Below are 20,048 nucleotides of genomic sequence, written 5' to 3' on the forward strand. Positions count from 1 at the left end.
AAGCGGCGCGCCCCACCAACCCGAAGCGGCGCGCCGCGCGCTTCACCCCAGCGCCGCGAACGCCGGCACGCTATGCGACAGCACGGCCGCCGCGGCAAACGCACCGATCATCGCCAGTGCTTCCAGATACAGCACGTTGACGAACGTATGCGCATCCATCGTCGAGGCGGTGCGGCGCAGACGCGGCAGCGCGAGGAACCGGTTGAGTCCGCCGAGCACCAGCGCCAGCGCGACGAGCACGAGCTTCAGCGTCAGCACATGGCCCCAGGGGCTCAACTGAATCGCTTCGAGCGAGCCGCCCGAGCCGCGCACCGCGTTGAAGATGCCCGACAGCAACACCAGCCCGACCGCCACCACGGACACATTCGACACCTGGGTCGCGGTGCGAATCAGCATCCCGCGCGCGGTCGAAGCGCCAAGCGCCGGCAGAACCGCGAGGCCCGCCGCCATCGCCAGCCCGCCCCAAACGGCGGTGACGAGCACGTGCAGCGTTTGCATGCCGATCGCCGCCGAGGCCACGCCGGCATCGGCCGCATGCCCGAGCGACGCCTTGCCCGCGGCGATCGCGATCACGGCGAGCCACAGCAGCGCATTGCGCAACATGCCCGGCTGACCGGTCAGCGCGGTGCCGAGCAACACCAGCGCGCCGCCGAACGCGACACTCCAGCCGTAGCCGACATGGGTTTGCGTCAGCACGGTCGGCACCACGCCGAATGCGGCGGGCAGTGCGATGCCGCTCATCGACGCCGCCTGATACAGCAGCCAGCCGAGGTCCGCGAGCACCAGCACGACGCTGGCGGTCAGCATCGAACGATGCGCGCGCAGCCAGGCCGGACGCGCCGGCGAGATCTGCTGCTGGGCGTCTTTCGCGAGCCACGCGCCGAGCAGCGCCGAACCGACGGCAAACGCAAACGCGACATTCATGAGCGCGGCCATCGCGACCTGCCCGATCCACAGTCCGTCGATGCTCATTTGACGTTGAACGCGAAGTCGCCTTGGGTACGGTGGCCGTCCGTGGCCACCGCGATCCAGTGCACCGCATAGCGGCCCGCGCTCAACTGCGGCAGCGCGAGGCGCATGAGCTTCGGATCCTGTTTGTCGACTTCCGCCGCAGCGGGCGCTGCGGCCTTGCCGCTCGCGTCGGCAAGCGCGATCCGGCTGAAGACCGGCTCGAGCGGCTCGGTGAAATGGATCGTGACGGCGGCGGGCGCCGCGACTTCGGCGTTGGCCGCCGGTTGGCTCGACGCCAGATGTGCATGCGCAAACGCCGCGGACGTCGCAAACAGCGCCGCGGCGCCCAATATCAACGCACGCAGCGCCGGACGGGAAAATTGGATTAGCTTCATGTAGGGCCGATAGCGGATGAACAGGAAAACGATGGCTCGAACCGGGGCGCGCCCGGCTCCGGGAGCGGCCGGCAAGCCCGGAAGTGTACGCTTCGATGGTTCTCGCGGACATCGGTTCAGCCTGCTTTGTCGAACGGCATGCCGCGAGTCGCGCTGGCGGCGTGGAGCGCGCGGCTAATTTGGAGATGACACAAAAAAACCCATGGACGCGATTGCGCGTCAAACTGTCGCATGGCTGTCACACCCCGGAACCTTCTCATCTGTGGCAAATAGTCACCGTCACCCTTCGATGATAGAATGCTGCGTCGCCGCAGCGCCGGCTGCCCTTCACACCGAGCCGCTCGAAGTTCGGTCAGGTCCCCGATTTTGATGGAGTTACGCGTGTCTCCAAGACGCCTTTTCCGCCCGTTGCTCGCCCTTCTGCTGATCGGCTCTGCGGGTGCCTATAGCGCAGCGAAAGCGCAGACTCAACCGAAGGCCCCCGACACGATGGAAGCGCGCGTGCAGGGGTGCACGGCCTGCCACGGCACGCACGGGCAAGGTACCGACAACGACTACTTCCCACGCCTCGCGGGCAAGCCGGCCGACTACCTGTACAACCAGCTGCAGAACTTCCGCGAAGGGCGTCGCAAGTACCCGCCCATGAATTACCTCGTCACGTATCTTTCGGACGACTACCTTCACAAGATCGCCACCTACTTCTCGCAGCAGCGTCCGCCGTATCCGACGCCGGCCAAGCCGACGGTGTCGTCGGCCACGCTCGCGCGCGGCCAGCAGCTGGTGCTCAATGGCGACACAGCGAAGCAGATCCCGGCTTGCGTGGCTTGCCACGGCAAGGCGTTGACGGGTATGGAACCGGCTATCCCCGGTCTCGTCGGTCTGCACTCCGATTACATCAGCGCGCAGCTCGGTGCATGGCGCTCGGGCTCGCGTCATGCCATCGCGCCTGATTGCATGCACACCATCGCCACGCGCCTGACCGACGAAGACGTGAACGCCGTTGCAGCATGGCTTTCCACGCAGCAGGCCCCACAAAACCCCGTGCCGGCTCCGGCCCGCTCGATGAAGACTCCGCTTGCCTGCGGCAGCGAACCGCAATAAGGCACCGGGAGAGACACTCAAATGAAACGCAAGTCTTTGTTCGCCCTCTCGGCAGTCGTCGTGGTTGCGGCTGCCGCACTCGTTCCCGTCCTGTGGTCGGGCGGCGACAACCTGCACAACGGCTCGGCGATGGCGGCAACGCCCGCCGATCAGGCCGAACTGATCAAGAAGGGCGAGTACCTCGCCCGCGCCGGCGACTGTATCGCCTGCCACACGGTGCGCGGCGGCAAGCAGTTCGCCGGCGGCCTGCCGATGGCGACGCCGTTCGGCACGATGTTCACGCCGAACATCACGCCCGACGACCAGTACGGCATCGGCAAGTGGACCCAGGACGACTTCTATCGCGCGATGCACACCGGCCGCTCGAAAGACGGCAGCCTGCTGTATCCGGGCTTCCCGTTCACGAGCTACACGAAGGTCACGCGCGCCGACTCGGACGCGATCTACGCGTTCCTGCGCTCGGTCCCGCCGGTCAACGTGCCGAGCCGTCCGCACGAACTGAAATTCCCGTTCAACCAGCGCAACATGCTGATCGGCTGGCGCACGCTGTTCTTCCGTGAAGGCGAGTTCAAGCCGGACCCGACCAAGTCGGTCGAATGGAATCGTGGCGCGTATCTGATCGAAGGCCTTGGCCATTGCGGCATGTGCCACACGTCGATCAACGCGATGGGCGGTCCGGTCAACTCGGCGGCATTCGCCGGTGGCCTGATTCCGCTGCAGAACTGGTACGCGCCGTCGCTGACGTCGAACCGCGAAGCGGGCCTCGGCGACTGGGACCTCAAGGACATCGCCGATCTGCTGAAGACGGGGGTGTCGAACCGCGGCGCAGTGTTCGGTCCGATGGCCGAAGTGGTCCACAACAGCCTGCAGTACATGACGGACGAGGACATCAACGCGATGGCCACGTACCTGAAGACGATTCCGCAAAAGAGCGAGGCGCCTGAGCCGCTGCAGCTCGAAACCTCGGAAAAGTTCGGCGGCGAACTGTTGAAACAAGGTCAGAAGATCTACGCTGACAACTGCGCGAAGTGCCACGCGGAAAATGGTCTGGGCATGCCGCCGTCGTTCCCGCCGCTCGCGAACAACCAGTCGATCCAGATGCCGTCTGCGGTCAACCCGATCCGTATGGTGCTGAACGGCGGTTACCCGCCGAGCACGGGCGCCAACCCGCATCCGTATGGGATGCCGCCGTTCGCGCAGGCGCTGTCGAATCAGGAAGTGGCGGCAGTCGTGACGTACATCCGTATGTCCTGGGGCAACCACGGGACGGCCGTGTCACCGCAGCAAGTGGCCGATCTGCGTTCGGCGCCGCTCGACTAAGCAGCGTTGGTTGCACCTCGGGCGCGGCCTGCGAGATTCGCGGCCGCGCCCTTCGTTTTTTCAGGACCGGTATCATGTGGGCAGGTTTGTGCTTGTAGTGGCCATTATGAAACCGGGCAGGAGGAAAGAGTCGTGCATGTCGGTGAGCGTTTGAACAGCATTACCCATCTCGTCGGCGCCGTGCTGTCGGTGGTGGGGCTGGCGGCGCTCGTCACGATGGGCGCGCTCGACGGCGACGCGTACAAGGTGGTCAGCTTCAGCGTGTACGGTGCGATGCTGTTCGTGCTGTATGCTATCTCGACGCTCTACCACAGCGTGCGCAACCCGCGCGTGAAAGCGGTTCTGCAGAAGTGCGACCATTCGGCGATCTACCTGCTGATCGCCGGCAGCTACACTCCGTTCACACTTGTCACGTTGCGCGGGCCGTGGGGCTGGTCGTTATTCGGCGTGAGCTGGGGGCTCGCCGTTCTCGGCATCGTGCAGGAACTGACGCTCGGACGACGCACCCGAAGCGTTTCGATGGTGCTGTATGTATTGATGGGATGGCTCGCGCTCGTGGCCGTCCGCCCGCTGGTGCAAGCATTGCCGGCAGCGGGTACCGCATGGCTCGTGGCCGGCGGGATCATTTACAGCGCCGGCATCTACTTCTTCATCAACGACGAGCGCATCCGGCATGGACATGGTATCTGGCACCTGTTCGTACTGGCGGGCAGTCTGTGTCAATTCGTCAGTGTTGCGCGCTATGTCGCGTGACATCCACGGCGACGAAATGCAACTTAAGGCCAGTCAACGTGTCTGCATAGCGCGTTGAAGCATTCGGCACGTGTTTGAGCGTGCCGCCGATTTCTCTGCGACCGGAACTGGGCTTTGGCCTCGAACGCGCCATGCGGGCGTGTTCATGCCGCGTTGATGCCCGCCTGGGCCCATATGCGCCGTTCGCGAAACTGCATTGCAAAGAGTTTTTATGTCTTTTGATTCCCTCGGCTTGTCCGAACCGTTGGTCCGCGCTGTACACGAACTCGGCTACACCACCCCGACACCGATCCAGACGCAAGCCATCCCCGCCGTGCTCAACGGCGGCGATCTGCTGGCCGGCGCGCAGACCGGCACCGGCAAGACCGCCGGCTTCACGCTGCCCATCCTGCAGCGTCTCAATTCGATGCCCGCGGTCGCCGCGGGCTCGGGCAAGCGCGCCGTGCGCGCGCTGATCCTCACGCCCACGCGCGAGCTGGCCGCACAGGTCGAAGAAAGCGTGCGCGCCTATGGCAAGTATCTGAAGCTGAAGTCGACCGTGATGTTCGGCGGCGTCGGCATCAATCCGCAGATCGGCGCGTTGCGTAGCGGCGTGGACATCGTCGTCGCGACGCCGGGCCGCCTGCTCGACCACATGCAGCAGAAGACCATCGACCTGTCGCATCTCGAGATTCTCGTACTCGACGAAGCCGACCGCATGCTCGACATGGGCTTCATTCACGACATCAAGCGCGTGCTCGCGAAGCTGCCGCCCAAGCGCCAGAATCTGCTGTTCTCGGCCACCTTCTCCGATGAGATCAAGACCCTCGCCGACAACCTGCTCGACTCGCCGGCACTGATCGAAGTGGCTCGCCGCAATACGACGGCGGAAACGGTCGCGCAAAAGATTCACCCGGTGGACCGTGACAAGAAGCGCGAACTGCTCACGCATCTGATCAAGCAGCACAACTGGTTTCAGGTGCTGGTGTTCACGCGCACCAAGCACGGCGCCAACCGCCTTGCCGAGCAGTTGAGCAAGGACGGCATCAGCGCGCTCGCGATTCACGGCAACAAGAGCCAGTCGGCTCGCACGCGCGCGCTCGCGGAGTTCAAGGACGGCACGCTGCAGGTGCTGGTCGCGACCGACATCGCCGCACGCGGCATCGACATCGATCAGCTGCCGCACGTGGTCAACTACGACCTGCCGAACGTGCCGGAAGACTACGTGCACCGCATCGGCCGCACGGGCCGCGCCGGTGCGACGGGCGAAGCGATATCGCTGGTGTGCGTCGACGAGCTGCAACTGCTGAAGGACATCGAGAAGCTGATCAAGCGTGCGGTGCCGCAGGAAGTGATCGCCGGTTTCGAGCCGGACCCGACCGCGAAGCCGGAGCCGATCCTGCGCCGTGGCCAGGGCGGTGGCGGCGGCGGACGTTCGCCGCGTCAAGGCCAAGGCGCGCCCAAGCGTGACGGCACCGCGTCGGCGAAGCCGGCGCAACGCTCGGGCCAACGTCCGGCGAACGGTCAGCAGCAGCCGAAGCCGCAAGGCGCGAAGCCGGCCGGCAACGGCGGCCAGCCGCGCCGTGACGGCCAGCGTCACGACGACCGGCCGCGCGCTGTCGCGCATGAAAGCAGCGCCGCACAGCACGCGCCGCGCAAGCCACAGGCCAACAAGCCGCAAGGCGGCAATCCGGGTGCGTTGCTGGGCGGCGCGAAGCCGCGCAACGACGCGCCGCGTGGCGGCATGCCGACGCGCAGCGGCCAGCGCGGCCGTTAAGCTTCGAGGCTGTTGGCCTGCCAGCCGTGGCCTCTCGTCGAGGGGCTAACGGCCGGCCGTGGCGGCGGCTTGCTTCAGGTGCTCGATCTGCCGTTCCCACCGGTCGAGCACCGCACTTCCCTCCGCTTCCAGTTCGAACGTAATACCGCTTGTCAGGCGCGCATAACGCACGCTCTGCGCGTCGGCTGTATCAATCGAGCCAATCAGATAGACGAGCCCGCTATCGTCGCCAGTCACGCCGGCTAGCGGCGTGACGAGCAACTGCACCTGATAGAACGCTGCGTCGCAGACAAAGCTGAGCGCGGCGCGCCCGCTTTGCGCAATCGCGCGCGCCGCCCTCGCTTGCGGCCACAACGCCAAACACAGCGTGCGCGAGTCGGGCGCATACAACTCGCCGACGCTCAGTAGCGATGTGCGCACATGGCCGTTCGTATCGACGCTCAGCAGCGACGCGGCGAACCCCGTCTTGCTCGCCAGCGAGGAACCGTCGAACAACGCGCGCACGGCGTCGGGCCATTCATCGAACACGCTTTGTTCGAGCGGAGATGCGGGTGTGGGTCCGGGTGCGGAGGAATCGCTCATGCTGTCGATCCGGTTGAAGGTGGGCAGGGCTCAATCATGCCTCGAAAAAAGAATGGCCCGCATTGGCGGGCCATTCATCGTGGTGTCGTCGGGTCGCCTGGTCGCCGCGTGATGGCGCGTTGTGTCCTCTCTGCGCGACTCAGCGAAAGAACACATGCTGCGTGATCTTCGCGAGCGGATAGTGCACGCCCGGCTGAATTTTCGCAGGCAGATTGAGCGGCTTGAGCAGCATCTTCACGCACATGTCGGCGGAAAGATTGCGCCGCACCAGCGTATTGATCCTGGCGGCGCGGTCGCGGTTATACGCCGAATCATGCACGCGCTCCGGATAGCGAATCGCGAACACGTGGCGCAGCGCGATCTCCGAGTCCTCGTTCTTGATCTCCATCACGCGGCGCATCAACGCACCGAGCACGGCGAGACGGCCGTTGCCTTCAATCCTGTTGTACTTCTTGAAGAACTTGAAAAAGTGCTTGTAGTGACGGACTTCGTCGGTGCGGATGTTGTCGGTAATCTGCTTGAGCACCGGTTCATCCGAACATTCGCCGATCGCGCGATACAACGTCGCCGTGCCCGTTTCCACCACACAGCGCGCGACCATTTCGAGCGCGCGGGTCTTTTCGAAATCTTCGACCGAGCAGGTCAGCGAATATTCGTCCATGAAATTGCGGAACGCGGTATCCCAGTCGAATTCGGGCCACACGTAGGCCACATACGTCTTGAGCGCGCGGCCATGCTGCATTTCCTCCGGCTCCCACTCGTTGTTGAGCCAGGCCGAAACTTCGGGATCGCCGTTGAAGAAGGTGCTCAGATTGCTCGTGTAGAGATCGGTGCCGCTTTCAATGAACGAAGCCGCGCACAGGAGCAGCAGTAGATCTTCATTCGCGACGGCCTTTTGCCGATCAATGCGGGTGAGGTCGATGTCCTCGATCCGCCAGGGCATGACATGGTTCAGCTCGGTGTGCATCGTGTCTTGCTCCGAATGCTGTATCGACTCGTGAAGCATGCTCGACCCGTTCGCAACCGCCGTGCGGTTCGCCGTGCCGGATACAGCGCTTGAATTAGAGTTGACCCCTGCTATCTGCATCTTAGCCGGTGTTTGCCAACTCTGCAGATAACCACAGCACAGACCATGCCGGGCAGCCGCAGTTCCAATTCGAAATAAGTCGAAATATTCGGGCGTAAAAAAGCCAGCTCAAAGAGCTGGCTTCAAGCTGGACACGAAGCCCCGCGAGTCGCGTCTGACGAGGCCGGCGCGGCGTCCGTGAACGCCGCACCGGCATGCGCTCAGGCGGGCTGAATGCTGCGCATGAAACCCGCGCGACGCATGCGCCACGCGACGATGATCAGCGACACGCCCGACAGCAAAGCGGCAAGCAACACGTAGTAACTTGGCGCAAGCTTGTCGCCGGTCAGATGAATGAACGTCTCGACGATGGTCGGCGCAAACCCGCCGAAAATCGTCACGCCGATGCTGTAGCCGATCGAAAGACCCGTCGAGCGCACGTGCGTCGGAAAGATCTCCGACATCAGCGCAGGCATCGGCCTGGAGTAAGCGGCCTTGAAGATACCGGCCGTGCCTTGCAGCACCAGCAGCCAGCCGATCGTCGGATGCGACTGTAGCCATGCAAACATCGGATAGATCAGCAAGCCCATCAGGATCGACGTAGTCAGCATGATGCGGATCCGGCCGATACGGTCGGACGATGCACCCATCACCGGCGAGAGGAGGAATTGCAGCCCGCCGTTGAGCACCACCACGCCGAACCATGCGGCCGCGGGCATGTGCAACTGCTTGACCGCGTACATCGGCATATAGAGTTGCAGCACATACACGCCGACCGTCGACTGCGCGACGATGCCGATCGCGAGCAGCAGGTTGACCCACTGGCTGGAAAACGATGTGCCCTGCTCTTCGCTTGCGGCCTTGCTCTCGCCGGCCGCCTCGCGCGCTTTGCGCAAGGCGAGGAACTCCGGCGTCTCGTCGAGATGCGAACGGATGTAGAAGCCCACCGGCCCGACCAGCAAGCCGAATACGAACGGCAAGCGCCAGCCCCAGCTATTCAGATGCTCAGGCGGCATCCACGCAGTCAGCAGGGAGCCGAAGGCCGCGGCCGTGATCGCCGCCAAGGCGCGATGCGCGGCGCCGTGCCCGCTGCGTCGATAAATCCATAAGCTCAACGCGGCGCCGCCCGCACGCCGCGAGCAGTGGCGTCTCAAGGCACGCGCACAAACAGCGCCACGCCGCGCATTTGCGGGTTCAGAACCCCGCGGCCAGCCCGTCGCGGCGGCTGTCGCTAGCCGCCACATAGCCGCGCTCCGGATCGTTGCGGTCGAGCTTCCAGATGTACTGGCCGGAGCCGAAGTCCATGTACGGATCGTCGACCGACTTGATCGTGTGGCCCAGCTTCTGCAACGCCTCGGCGGTCTTCGGATCGAGCGTCGATTCGATGTCGATCGTGAAGTCGCGATTGACCTTCCAGCGCGGCGCGTCGCATGCGGCCTGCGGCTGCTGGCCGTAGTCGAGCATTCGCACGATGGATTGCAGGTGCCCTTGCGGCTGCATGTCGCCGCCCATCACGCCGAAGCTCATCACCGCTTCATGCTGGCCGTTCACCTGCTGCGTGAGGAACGACGGGATGATGGTATGGAACGGCCGCTTGCCGCCTTCCACCACGTTCGGCGACTTCGGGTCCATCGAGAAGCCGCAGCCGCGGTTCTGCATCGCGATGCCGCTGTCCGGCACCACGATGCCCGAGCCGAAGCCCATGTAGTTCGACTGGATGAAGCTCACCATCATGCCGCGCTCGTCGGCCACCGACATAGATGGTGCCGCCCGCCTTCGGCATGCCGAAGTCGAACTGCGTGGCGCGCTTGTGGTCGATCAGCTTCGCGCGCGACGTGAGGTACGCGTCGTCGAGCATCTGCTCGGGCGTGACTTCCATCGAGCGCGGATCGGCGACGTAGCGGTAGACATCGGCGAACGCCAGCTTCATCGCTTCGATCTGCAAATGCTGCGATTCGACGTTGTCGACCGCCAGTTCCTTCACATCGAATTTTTCGAGGATGCCCAGCGCGATCAGCGCCGCGATGCCCTGGCCGTTCGGCGGAATCTCATGCACGGTGTAGCCGCGATAATCCTTGCCGATCGGCTCGACCCAGTCGGCGCGGTAGTTGCGCAGATCCTCGAGCGTGAGCGCGGCGCCGCCTTCACGGGCGAATGCCGCGATCTGCTCGGCGATTTCGCCTTCGTAGTACGCGCGCGGGCCTTGCTCCGCCAGCTTGCGCAGCGTCTTCGCGTGGCCGGGGAAGCGCACCAGTTCGCTCACTTCCGGCGCGCGGCCGCGCGGCATGAAAGTTTGCGCGAAGCCCGGCAGATCCTTCAACTCCGGCACGGCCGCGGTCCACTTGTAGGCGACGATGCTCGCCACCGCGTGACCGCGCTCGGCGATCTCGATTGCCGGCTCCATCAGGTCGGCGAACGGCAGCGTGCCGAACTTTTGATGCAGCGCTTCCCAGCCCGCGATCACGCCGGGCACCGTCACCGCATCCCAACCGCGCTTGGGCTGCTTCGCGAGGCCATTCTCCTCGCCGTACTTGCGCTTGAAGTAATCGACGTTCCACGCGGCCGGCGACACGCCCGACGCGTTCAGGCCATGCAGCTTCTTGCCGTCCCACACCAGCGCGAACGCGTCGCCGCCAAGGCCACACGACACCGGTTCGACGACGGTGATGGCGGCGGCCGCCGCGATCGCCGCATCGACGGCATTGCCGCCTTTCCACAGCATGGTTGGTCGCCTGAATGAAGGCTCGGATGAGCGTCGCCCGGTTTATGCGGGTTGCACGCGTTGGCTGACACGGGGTCCGATGGTCTTACAATACCCGCAACCCGTTCCTGCCTGCCCCGCTTTCCCGCCGTGCGCAGCGCGCCGGCGGCAGGCCGAGCCGACCTTCAGTCCACCACCCGACACCCATGACCCGAGACCCCCGCCTGACTCTCAACGCCCGGCAACAGGAATTGCTGGAGTGGGTGCAACGCGACGGCTTCGTGACCGTGGACGACCTCGCGTCCCACTTCGACGTGACGCCGCAGACGATCCGCCGCGACGTCAACTGGCTCGCCGACATGAACCTGCTGCGCCGCTATCACGGCGGCGCCAGTCTGCCGACCAGTTCCGAGAACGTCTCGTACACCGCGCGTCAGCGGATGTTCCATGACGAGAAGCGGCGCATTGCGACGCTAGTGGCCACTCACATTCCCGATCAGGCCTCGCTGTTCATCAACCTCGGCACGACCACCGAGGAAGTCGCCCGCGCGCTCAACCGGCATCGTGGGCTGCGCGTCATCACCAACAATCTGAACGTCGCCAGCATGATGAGCGGCTATCCGGATTGCGAGGTGCTGGTGACAGGCGGCATCGTGCGGCCGTGGGACAAAGGGATCGTCGGCGAACTGGCGATTGACTTCATCCGCCAGTTCAAGGTGGACTTCGCGATCATCGGCACGTCGAGCATAGAACCGGACGGCACGCTGCGCGATTTCGACACCCGCGAAGTACGCGTGGCCGAGGCGATCATCGAGCACGCGCGCACGGTGTTCCTCGCCGCCGACAGTTCGAAATTCGGCCGCCCGGCGCTGGTTCGCCAAGGTCATCTGGATCAGATCGATGCGCTCTTCACCGACGCCGCCCCGCCCGCCGAGATGGTCGAAACGCTCGCCGCCGCCAACTGCCAGGTGTACGTCGCCGGATAGGTCGCGCGCCTTTGCAGCCATGCTGCAGCGCACGCAAAACTTCGAGTGAAATCAAGGATCTGGCTGCGACTCCAGACCGCCTCCGAGGCACCGGATTGTCAAACGGAATATTAACCGGGGCATGTTTGGCGTTTGACACACGGTTGACTACACTCCAGTTCCCGGCGTCCGTTCCGCATTCTGCGTAGCGCCGGTTGAGTGTATCTGTCGTGTGAGCCGTACTTCCCGCCTGATCTTCCCGCGGACTTCACTGGCACCCGCCAGTTGCCGGCAAGGCCGTCCGCGTTTGCTTGACATGGAGAGAAAGATGCTGAGTCCGCATGAATTCGCCACGCTGCTACTCGTCAAGGACGCCCCCAATCAGGTCGACATGGGCCGAGAAGAACTCGACGCACTGCTGGAACGTCAGCTGGTGCAACTCGAACGACTCGCGTCGGGCAATGAACAATGGCGCGTGACGGAAACCGGCGACGAAGCGTTGCGGGCCATCAAGCGTCTTTCCTAGTGTCATAGGGCTCGTCGCTGCTGTTGCAGCACGCGGCCGGCCTGGCAGTGACGGCAGGGTGCGTCGGGTTCCCGCGCATTCTCGGCCTCTTCAAACCGCACTGATTTTCTTCGCACGACAAGGCCGCCGCCCCGGCGGCCAATTTGTTGTGCACGGGTCATTTACACAGTAAATTAACGCGACGGACTTTCAACCCTTCGCGCATGCCCAAAACCCTTTCCGCCGACGACATCCAGCAATTTCGCGAGGCTATGCGCCGCGTCGCCGAGAATGCGTTCGCCACGCGCGGCGCCCAAGGCGTGACGATGCGCGAACTTGCGAAGGAACTCGGTTGCAGCGCGATGACGCCGTACCGCTACTTTCGCGACAAGGACGAGATTCTCGCCATGGTCCGCGCCGCCGCGTTCAACCGCTTCACGGCCCGCCTCGAAGCCGCCGCGACAAACGCCCCCGCGACCGATCAGTCACCGGTGAGCGAAGCCTACGTCGCGTTCGCACTCGACGAACCGCACGCCTACCGTTTGATGTTCGATCAAACGCCGCAGCAAGGCGCTTACCCGGAACTCGCCGCCGCGTCGCAACGCGCGTGGCGCCTGCTCGGCGCGCACTTCGAAGGGCTCGTCGCGGCTGGCGTGCTGGAAGGTGACCCGCAGTTGATCGCCTACGCGTATTGGGTGAGTCTGCACGGCTTCACGATGCTGGCGCTCGCCAACCAGTTGCCGCTGCCCGAGGCGCAACAAGCCGCCGCGAACGCGGCTCAAGCAAACGAAGCAGGCAGCATCACAATCGCCCATCCCGCGCCGACGCGCGAAGCGGTGTTCGCGCAGATCCGCCGCATGCTGTGGCGCGGTGCGCAGCCGCAACGCGGCTGACCCCGCCCACCGAACGCGCGATGCAGTTCGCGCAAAGCCCAGCAGTCAACGCCCGCCGCTCGTCAAAACGAAACTCGAACGCCCCGCTCAACCGCTGCGCAAGGTCGGATCGACCGCCGCGCGCCAGCTCAATGCCTTCGCCCGCTGTTCGGTGAAAAACTCGACCCACCGGTTGCGCACCTGCGGGTCGGTGCTCACGCCCTCGCTCGCATGGCGCTGGGCAATCGACGCCTGGAACGCGCAGAACTCGTCCTTCGACACCCTGCCGCGCCGGGTCGCCACGTAAGCATCGAACATCGCCGCGTAGACACCTTGCGCGTCCTGCCCGTAGTCGACGGTTTGGGCCGTGCACATCTGCTGGAGCGCCTCGAACGACGGCGCGCCAAACGTTCCGTCCAGGCTCGGCGAACTGACGCATCCCGCAAGTAGCGCGGTGGCGCCGATCATCAAAAGTCCACGCATTGTTCCCCCTCGATATGGCCGTGCCGAGAGTATCGTCCGTGGCCGCGCGTTGCGCCACTCCCCTAGCCGAGTGGACAAGTGCCGTTCACATAAAGCGAACTTTACTTTTTCGAATATGTTCATTAAAGTTCGAAAACGAACACGCTTTGGTCGACAGATTTTCCATTCGGCTTGTCACGCGCAACCTCAACGCGCAACCCAAAGGACCAGCAGGTGACGCAAGGCTCGAAATACGATGTGCTCGTCGTAGGCGGCGGGATCAACGGGGCAGGCATCGCACGCGATGCGGCCGGCCGCGGCCTGTCGGTGCTGCTGTGCGAACAGGACGATCTGGCCTCGCACACGTCGTCGGCCAGCACCAAGCTGATTCACGGCGGTCTGCGCTACCTCGAATACCGCGAGTTCGGACTGGTGCGCAAAGCACTGCAGGAGCGCGAAACGCTGCTGCGCGCGGCGCCGCACATCATGTGGCCGCTGCGCTTCGTGATGCCGCACATGCCTGATCTGCGGCCGGCCTGGTTGATCCGCGCGGGCCTGTTCCTGTACGATCATCTCGCCAGACGCGAACTGCTGCCGGGTTCACGCGGCATCACGATGCGCCACCATCCGGCGGGCGCGCCGCTGGTCGATTCGATCAAGCGCGGTTTCGTATATTCGGACGGCTGGGTCGACGACGCGCGTCTGGTTGTGCTGAACGCGCTCGATGCGCAGGAGCGCGGCGCGACGATTCTCACGCGCACGAAACTGGTCAGCGCGGTGCGCGCCGGCGGCGAATGGCGCGCGCAACTGCAGCGCGCGGACGGCACGGCCTTCGACGTGCGTGCCGCTTCGATGGCGAACGCGGCGGGCCCGTGGGTCGGCCAACTGTTGCAAGGAGCGCTCGGCCGTCAGGCGACCAGAAGTGTGCGCCTCGTGAAAGGCAGTCACATCGTCACCCGGCGCCTGTTCGAACACGACCACGCGTACATCTTCCAGAACCCGGACAAGCGGATCATCTTCGCGATTCCGTACGAACACGATTACACGCTGATCGGCACCACCGACCTCGAATATCGCGGCGACCCTTCGCAAGTGGCGATCGACGCCAGTGAAACGCAGTACCTGTGCGACTCGATCAACCGCTACTTCAAGCAGAAGATCTCGCCGGCCGACGTGCGCTGGACCTACTCCGGCGTGCGTCCGCTGCTCGAAGAAGAAGGCGCGGACAATCCGTCGGCGGTCACGCGCGACTACTCGCTCGAACTCGACGCACCCGCGGGCGAAGCGCCGCTGCTGTCGGTATTCGGCGGCAAGATCACGACCTTCCGCAAGCTCGCGGAGCAAGCCGTCGACACGCTCGCGCAGGCGTTGCACAACGGCGCGCCCGCGTGGACCGTCGCTGTGCCGTTGCCCGGCGGCGATATGGCGCACGCCGACTTCGAGCGCTTTCTGAGCGGCTTCATGCAAAGGCATGCGTGGCTGCCGGCCGATCTCGCGCGCCGCCTCGCGCGCGCCTATGGCACGCGCGTCACGCGGGTCATCGGCGATGCGCGTTCGGTGGCCGACCTCGGCCGCGCGTTCGCGCCGGGTCTACACGAAGCCGAACTGACTCACCTGCGCGACACCGAATGGGCGTGCAGTGCTCAGGACGTGCTGTGGCGCCGCTCGAAACTCGGTCTGCACGTCGAACCGGGCACGCTCGATTCGGTCACGCGTGAGATCGACGCCTGGTTCGCGCGTGAACCGGCGCGGCAGAGTGCCTAGACTGCTTGGAGGCGCAGGGTTGGGAATCATAAAGCAGCGCAACGCGGCGTGCGCTGCGTGCTGGACGCCGACCCAATCCCCCCTTCCGTCTGAACCACGCCGGGCTGCACAATCACATCCGGTTGCCCGCCCGCTGAAAACAACAGGGCGTTCCCATAGCCGGTCAGCGGTCCGGGGATTCGCAAACGCATGGAGAAGAGACAATGCAGGATCAGTACATCCTCGCGCTTGACCAAGGCACCACCAGCTCGCGTGCGATGCTGTTCGACCGGCGCGGCGGTATCGTGTCGATCGCCCAGAAAGAATTCCAGCAGATCTATCCGCATCCGGGCTGGGTCGAGCACGACCCGCAGGAAATCTGGTCGACCCAGGCCGGCGTCGCCGCGGAGGCCGTGACGCGCGCCGGCATGAACGGCACCTCGATCGCCGCGATCGGCATCACCAATCAGCGTGAAACCACGATCGTATGGGATCGCGAAACCGGCCACCCGGTCTATAACGCGATCGTCTGGCAGGACCGCCGCACCGCCGACTTCTGCGACGAACTCAAGGCGCAAGGCCTCGAAGAGAGGGTCCGCGCGAAAACCGGTCTGCCGATCGACTCGTATTTCTCGGCGACCAAGATCCGCTGGATTCTCCACAACGTCGAAGGCGCGCGCGAGAAAGCGCAACAAGGCCGCCTCGCGTTCGGCACGGTCGACAGCTGGCTCGTGTGGAACTTCACCAAGGGTGGCCTGCACGTCACCGATGTGACCAACGCATCGCGCACGATGCTGTTCAACATCCACACGCTGAAGTGGGACGACGAACTGCTCGACGCGCTCGAGATTCCGCGCAGTATGCTGCCGGAAGTGCGGCCGTCGTCGGAGATATACGGGCCGACCAAGACCACGGTGTTCGCGTCGAAGATTCCGCTCGCGGGCATCGCCGGCGATCAGCACGCCGCGCTGTTCGGCCAGATGTGCACGCAGTCGGGCATGGTGAAGAACACCTACGGCACCGGCTGCTTCCTCGTGATGAACACCGGCGACAAGCCGATCGAATCGAAGAACAACCTCGTCACCACGATTGCGTGGCAGATCGGCGACAGGATCGACTACGCGCTCGAAGGCAGCATCTTCATCGGCGGCGCGGTGGTGCAATGGCTGCGCGACGGCCTCGGCATCATCAGGAATGCCGGCGAGATCGAAACGCTCGCGCGCGGCGTGCCCCATTGCGACGGCGTGTATCTGGTGCCCGCGTTCGCCGGCCTCGGCGCGCCGCATTGGAACGCACGCGCGCGCGGCACGCTGTTCGGTGTCACGCGCGGCACGAGTTCCGCGCATATCGCTCGTGCCGCGCTCGACTCGATCGCCTATCAATCGCTCGACGTGCTGAAGGCGATGGAAGCCGACTCCGGCATTCGCATCGGCGAATTACGCGTGGACGGCGGCGCCTGCGCGAACAATCTGCTGATGCAATTCCAGGCGGACATTCTCGGCGTCGACGCGGTGCGGCCGCAGGTGGCGGAAACAACCGCACTGGGCGCGGCTTACCTGGCCGGTCTGGCGGTCGGCTACTGGCAAGATATCGACGAGCTGCAAAACCAGTGGAAGCTGGAGCGGCGCTTCTCGCCCGCGCTACCGCACGCCGAGGTCAAGGCATGCCTCGACGGCTGGCAGCGGGCGATCCGCGCGGCGAAAGCGTGGGCGGATATGCCTGGCTGAACGAATCGCCGCGGTCGTTGACGCCGCTCTGACCGGCGACCTGCTTCAGCCATCGTGCGCCCGCGCGCCCGGCGGCGCGGCGCCAGCAGCCCTACCTGACGCGCGCGCCGATCCAGAATCCGGCGGCATCAAAGCACGTATCATGACGTTTTCCATTGCGGCGCGCGAGCTTGCAACCGTCTTTGCTCGCACGCGTTCCGCTTTCCGTTTCCTGGCATGATCGACCACCTCATCTGTGACTGCGACGGCGTTCTCGTCGACAGCGAAGTCATCGCTGATCGCGTGATGCTCGAAACGCTCACTACGACTTTTCCCGGCCTCGACTTCGACCCCGTCGTCAAAACCGCCTTCGGTCAGCAGACCTCGCGCTTTCTCGCAGGCATCGAGACGTCCTTCGACATCACGTTGCCCGGCGACTTCCTCGACACCATCGAACACAACGTCGAGCTGGCGCTCGCGACATCGCTCAGCCCGATCAACGGTGTGCGCGACGCGCTGCAACGCGTGACGCTGCCGGTCGCGGTCGTGTCGAACAGCCGCATGTCGCGTGTGAACGCATCGGTGCGGCGCGCGGGTTTGCAGCAGATTTTCGGCGAGCGGATTTTCAGCGCCGAACAGGTGGCACGGCCGAAGCCTTATCCCGACGTGTATCTATTCGCCGCGCAAACGCTGGGCGTGGAGCCGTCGCGCTGCCTCGTGGTCGAAGACAGCGTCGCGGGCCTGAACGCGGCGCGCGCGGCGGGAATGAAGACGATCGCCTTCGTCGGCGCGAGCCATATTCCGGATGGCTATGCGGACGCGCTTCGCAAGATGGGCATGACGCGCATCATGATGCACATGGATGAATTGCCCGCGCTGGTCGAAGCCGGCGTGCTCGGCGAGTTTGGGGATGTGCAGTCGTAGCGAGCCGCAGCACGCGTTGCTTCTTGCCTGTCCCGCAGGCCTGCGGGGCGGCAACGAAAAAAGCCGGTTCACCATGAACCGGCCTTTTCCATTCTGGCAGCGTGCGTCGCGTCGTCGTCCACACCGGGCAACGAGAAACGCGCGACTTGCATCAGGCTTCGTCGGCGACACACTCGCGCGCCTGCGCGAGCGACGCGCGAAACTCCACCAGTTCGGCGATCGTCAGCATCGGCAGATTGTGTTGCGCGGCGAAACGTTCGACGTCCGCGCCACGCGTCATGGTGCCGTCCGCGTTCATCAGCTCGCACAGCACGCCAGCCGGCTTCAGCCCGGCGAGGATCGCCAGATCGACGGTACCCTCGGTATGGCCGCGGCGCGCCAGCACGCCGCCGGGCATCGCGCGCAATGGGAACACGTGGCCAGGGCGCACGATGTCGGCAGGCTTTGCGTTATCGGCAATCGCCGCGCGAATGGTCGTCACGCGATCGAGCGCGGACACTCCCGTCGTCACCCCGTCGCGTGCTTCGATCGACACCGTGAACGCAGTGCCGTGACGGCTTTCGTTGTTGACGGCCATCGGCGGCAGTTCGAGCGCGCGGACCCTGTCGTCGGGCAGGCACAGGCAAACGATGCCGCTGCATTCGCGGATCAGCAGCGCCATGGTTTCGACGGAAAGACGCTCGGCCGACACGATCAGGTCGGCTTCGTTCTCGCGGTCATGGTCGTCTTGCAGAACCACGGCGCGGCCGTCGCGCATCGCTTGCAACGCGGCGGCGATGCGCGGCGGAACGGCTTCGGTGTCGAGCAGCGGGAGATCGGCGAATGCATCCGGTGCAAACGTCGACGGAGCGGGAAAAGTAGCAAAGGACATAGTTGAAACGCTCATCGCAAAAGTTGGGCGAAAAACGTTTCAGGGCATTGCAAACAGACAACGACGCGCCGCCGAGCGCCGCACACGGCGACGCTCGCACACCGCCTCGACCACGAGCGGCGTTACGGAAACGCACATGACTATCTGCACATCTTCTTCCATCCGGACTGTGACCGTCGGCTCTGGCTTCGCACCAGATCTGCTGACCCCGCGTGGTTCCCGATACTCCCAAAACCGTACGACGCGGGCGCTCGCGGGCTCACCGGCTCACGCTGTCGCGCTGCCGGCATACCGCCGGTGGGGAATTGCACCCCGCCCTGAAGACGCACTGATTGCCGGATAAACCGGCTGGCGAAGCATACAACAGTCGCACGAGACCTGCAGCGCAACCGTACTGAGCCCATGGAGGCGCTGAACGGCGAGCGCCCGCATGGGGCGAAATGCAATCAGACCGGCGTGGCCGCGCGCGCCGCTTCATGTGCCACTTTCGCGTCCCAGCTCATGCCGCGCCTCGCTGTGCGCCGGCACGTCCCAGCGCGGCGGCGTCTCCGCCTTCAGCGTCACGCGAAACGCGCGCGCTTCGGTGTCGCCCGGGTTGCGCAGACTGTGCGGCTGATCGGCGTCGAACACGATCGCGTCGCCGGTCGCGAGCAACTGGCGCTGATCGTGCACACTGACTTCCAGCGTGCCTTCGCTGACCACCAGGTTCACCGTCGTGCCGGGCGCGCGCCGGGTGCCGGCTTCGGTATGCAACGGCGCGATGCGCAGCTCGTGGAACTCGGCGGCAGTCGGCTCGGACTCCGGATACAACGGCCGGGCCGAATAGCGCCCGTTCGCGCTGACGACGCGCGCCGAGCGCTCGGCCGGCAAATGTTCGAAACCATTGGTCGCGTGACGCCGCAGAAAAGCCGCCACCGACACCTTCAACGCCGCCGCCACCTTGCACAGCACCTTGATGGACGGCACGCTGCGCGCCGACTCGATCTGCGCCAGCATCGCCCGCGACACGCCGGACGCTCGCGCCAGGGCGTCGAGCGACAGTTGCCGTTCGGCGCGCAAGCGGGCGAGGTTCACGCCGACCAGCTGTTCCAGTGCATCGAAGGGTTCGGCGGCACGCCGCGACGCATCGCTATCGGCCGAGGGATCGCGAACCAGCGCGAGCGGGGAATGCATGATTGCCTCCAAAGCGCCGCCGGGCGGCGCGCAAGCAGTTGGTGGAAGCAAGATAGCATCGCGTCCCGCCACGCCCAACGAAGTTATCTTCACACTGTTATCAGCATGGCGGAGGATGGTTCTCGCAAAGCTTGTGCGCATTTTTCATATGGGCGAGCGGGACTCGCCGATTCGCGGGATCGCACACTCTGTCACGCACTTT

Annotated in this window: 17 protein-coding genes, 2 pseudogenes and 1 riboswitch; of the genes and pseudogenes, 10 read left to right on the forward strand and 9 right to left on the reverse strand. The window is 64.8% G+C overall.

The window, feature by feature from the left end; genetic code table 11:
* Positions 1 to 42: 42 nt before the first annotated feature.
* Positions 43 to 972 carry a CopD family protein gene (locus tag PQR02_RS10260; protein WP_408229268.1) on the reverse strand — a complete coding sequence of 310 codons (930 nt, stop codon included), beginning with the start codon at positions 970 to 972 and terminating at the stop codon, positions 43 to 45.
* Positions 969 to 1,346, reverse strand: a complete 378-nt coding sequence (copC, locus tag PQR02_RS10265) for a copper homeostasis periplasmic binding protein CopC (protein WP_408229271.1) — start codon at positions 1,344 to 1,346, stop codon at positions 969 to 971. Before copC ends, PQR02_RS10260 begins: the two co-directional genes overlap by 4 nt.
* A gap of 369 nt (positions 1,347 to 1,715) precedes the next feature.
* Here copC and PQR02_RS10270 point away from each other — a divergent pair, with 369 nt between their 5' ends.
* The 4 genes from PQR02_RS10270 (at position 1,716) to PQR02_RS10285 (ending at position 6,276) form a co-directional block, all read left to right on the forward strand.
* Positions 1,716 to 2,447, forward strand: coding sequence for a c-type cytochrome (locus tag PQR02_RS10270; RefSeq protein WP_408229274.1), 732 nt, complete (start codon positions 1,716 to 1,718; stop codon positions 2,445 to 2,447).
* 21 nt (positions 2,448 to 2,468) lie between these two features.
* Positions 2,469 to 3,767, forward strand: coding sequence for a c-type cytochrome (locus PQR02_RS10275; protein WP_408229277.1), 1,299 nt, complete (start codon positions 2,469 to 2,471; stop codon positions 3,765 to 3,767).
* A 132-nt stretch (positions 3,768 to 3,899) separates the two neighbouring features.
* Entirely contained in the window at positions 3,900 to 4,520 is a 621-nt protein-coding gene (gene trhA, locus PQR02_RS10280; protein WP_408229280.1) for a PAQR family membrane homeostasis protein TrhA, read from the forward strand.
* Between the two features lie 211 nt (positions 4,521 to 4,731).
* Positions 4,732 to 6,276, forward strand: a complete 1,545-nt coding sequence (locus PQR02_RS10285; protein WP_408229283.1) for a DEAD/DEAH box helicase — start codon at positions 4,732 to 4,734, stop codon at positions 6,274 to 6,276.
* Between the two features lie 45 nt (positions 6,277 to 6,321).
* On the opposite strand, the gene PQR02_RS10290 is transcribed toward PQR02_RS10285, so the two are convergent.
* The 4 genes and pseudogenes from PQR02_RS10290 to PQR02_RS10305 all read right to left on the reverse strand — a co-directional run.
* Positions 6,322 to 6,858 (reverse strand): hypothetical protein, encoded by a 537-nt coding sequence (locus tag PQR02_RS10290; RefSeq protein WP_408229286.1) that lies wholly within the window; start codon positions 6,856 to 6,858, stop codon positions 6,322 to 6,324.
* Between the two features lie 139 nt (positions 6,859 to 6,997).
* On the reverse strand, positions 6,998 to 7,825 hold the full coding sequence (locus tag PQR02_RS10295) for a ferritin-like domain-containing protein (RefSeq protein ID WP_408229289.1): 828 nt from the start codon (positions 7,823 to 7,825) through the stop codon (positions 6,998 to 7,000).
* A gap of 320 nt (positions 7,826 to 8,145) precedes the next feature.
* Positions 8,146 to 9,000 (reverse strand): annotated as a pseudogene (locus tag PQR02_RS10300) (MFS transporter); the annotation flags it as partial.
* A gap of 118 nt (positions 9,001 to 9,118) precedes the next feature.
* A pseudogene (locus PQR02_RS10305) lies at positions 9,119 to 10,646 on the reverse strand (gamma-glutamyltransferase family protein); the annotation flags it as partial.
* 185 nt (positions 10,647 to 10,831) lie between these two features.
* Between PQR02_RS10305 and PQR02_RS10310 the strand changes: the two are divergent.
* From PQR02_RS10310 to PQR02_RS10320, 3 genes are all read left to right on the forward strand, one after another.
* Positions 10,832 to 11,611 carry a DeoR/GlpR family DNA-binding transcription regulator gene (locus PQR02_RS10310; RefSeq protein WP_408229292.1) on the forward strand — a complete coding sequence of 260 codons (780 nt, stop codon included), beginning with the start codon at positions 10,832 to 10,834 and terminating at the stop codon, positions 11,609 to 11,611.
* 307 nt (positions 11,612 to 11,918) lie between these two features.
* On the forward strand, positions 11,919 to 12,116 hold the full coding sequence (locus tag PQR02_RS10315) for a hypothetical protein (RefSeq protein ID WP_408229295.1): 198 nt from the start codon (positions 11,919 to 11,921) through the stop codon (positions 12,114 to 12,116).
* 203 nt (positions 12,117 to 12,319) lie between these two features.
* Positions 12,320 to 12,988, forward strand: a complete 669-nt coding sequence (locus PQR02_RS10320; protein ID WP_408229298.1) for a TetR/AcrR family transcriptional regulator — start codon at positions 12,320 to 12,322, stop codon at positions 12,986 to 12,988.
* A gap of 87 nt (positions 12,989 to 13,075) precedes the next feature.
* Here PQR02_RS10320 and PQR02_RS10325 read toward each other — a convergent pair whose 3' ends face one another.
* Complete coding sequence (locus tag PQR02_RS10325) at positions 13,076 to 13,450, reverse strand: hypothetical protein (protein WP_408229301.1); 375 nt, start codon at positions 13,448 to 13,450, stop codon at positions 13,076 to 13,078.
* A 213-nt stretch (positions 13,451 to 13,663) separates the two neighbouring features.
* Here PQR02_RS10325 and glpD point away from each other — a divergent pair, with 213 nt between their 5' ends.
* The 3 genes from glpD (at position 13,664) to PQR02_RS10340 (ending at position 17,802) form a co-directional block, all read left to right on the forward strand.
* On the forward strand, positions 13,664 to 15,193 hold the full coding sequence (gene glpD, locus PQR02_RS10330) for a glycerol-3-phosphate dehydrogenase (protein WP_408229304.1): 1,530 nt from the start codon (positions 13,664 to 13,666) through the stop codon (positions 15,191 to 15,193).
* Positions 15,194 to 15,396: 203 nt separating this feature from the next.
* The gene (glpK, locus tag PQR02_RS10335) at positions 15,397 to 16,899 is read left to right on the forward strand and encodes a glycerol kinase GlpK (protein ID WP_408229307.1); all 1,503 of its coding nucleotides are present in this window, start codon (positions 15,397 to 15,399) and stop codon (positions 16,897 to 16,899) included.
* Positions 16,900 to 17,115: 216 nt separating this feature from the next.
* Positions 17,116 to 17,802, forward strand: a complete 687-nt coding sequence (locus PQR02_RS10340) for an HAD family hydrolase (RefSeq protein WP_408229310.1) — start codon at positions 17,116 to 17,118, stop codon at positions 17,800 to 17,802.
* A gap of 151 nt (positions 17,803 to 17,953) precedes the next feature.
* On the opposite strand, the gene ribB is transcribed toward PQR02_RS10340, so the two are convergent.
* Together ribB and PQR02_RS10350 are read right to left on the reverse strand one after the other, a co-directional pair.
* Positions 17,954 to 18,673: a 3,4-dihydroxy-2-butanone-4-phosphate synthase gene (gene ribB / locus PQR02_RS10345; RefSeq protein ID WP_408229313.1), complete on the reverse strand. Its 720-nt coding sequence runs from the start codon at positions 18,671 to 18,673 to the stop codon at positions 17,954 to 17,956.
* A gap of 146 nt (positions 18,674 to 18,819) precedes the next feature.
* A riboswitch (FMN riboswitch) is annotated at positions 18,820 to 19,002 on the reverse strand.
* Positions 19,003 to 19,147: 145 nt separating this feature from the next.
* Positions 19,148 to 19,846, reverse strand: coding sequence for a helix-turn-helix domain-containing protein (locus tag PQR02_RS10350; RefSeq protein ID WP_408229316.1), 699 nt, complete (start codon positions 19,844 to 19,846; stop codon positions 19,148 to 19,150).
* Positions 19,847 to 20,048 lie beyond the last annotated feature (202 nt).

Origin of the sequence: Paraburkholderia sediminicola (assembly GCF_046026895.1) — a bacterium.
GTDB classification, from domain to species: domain Bacteria; phylum Pseudomonadota; class Gammaproteobacteria; order Burkholderiales; family Burkholderiaceae; genus Paraburkholderia; species Paraburkholderia sediminicola_C.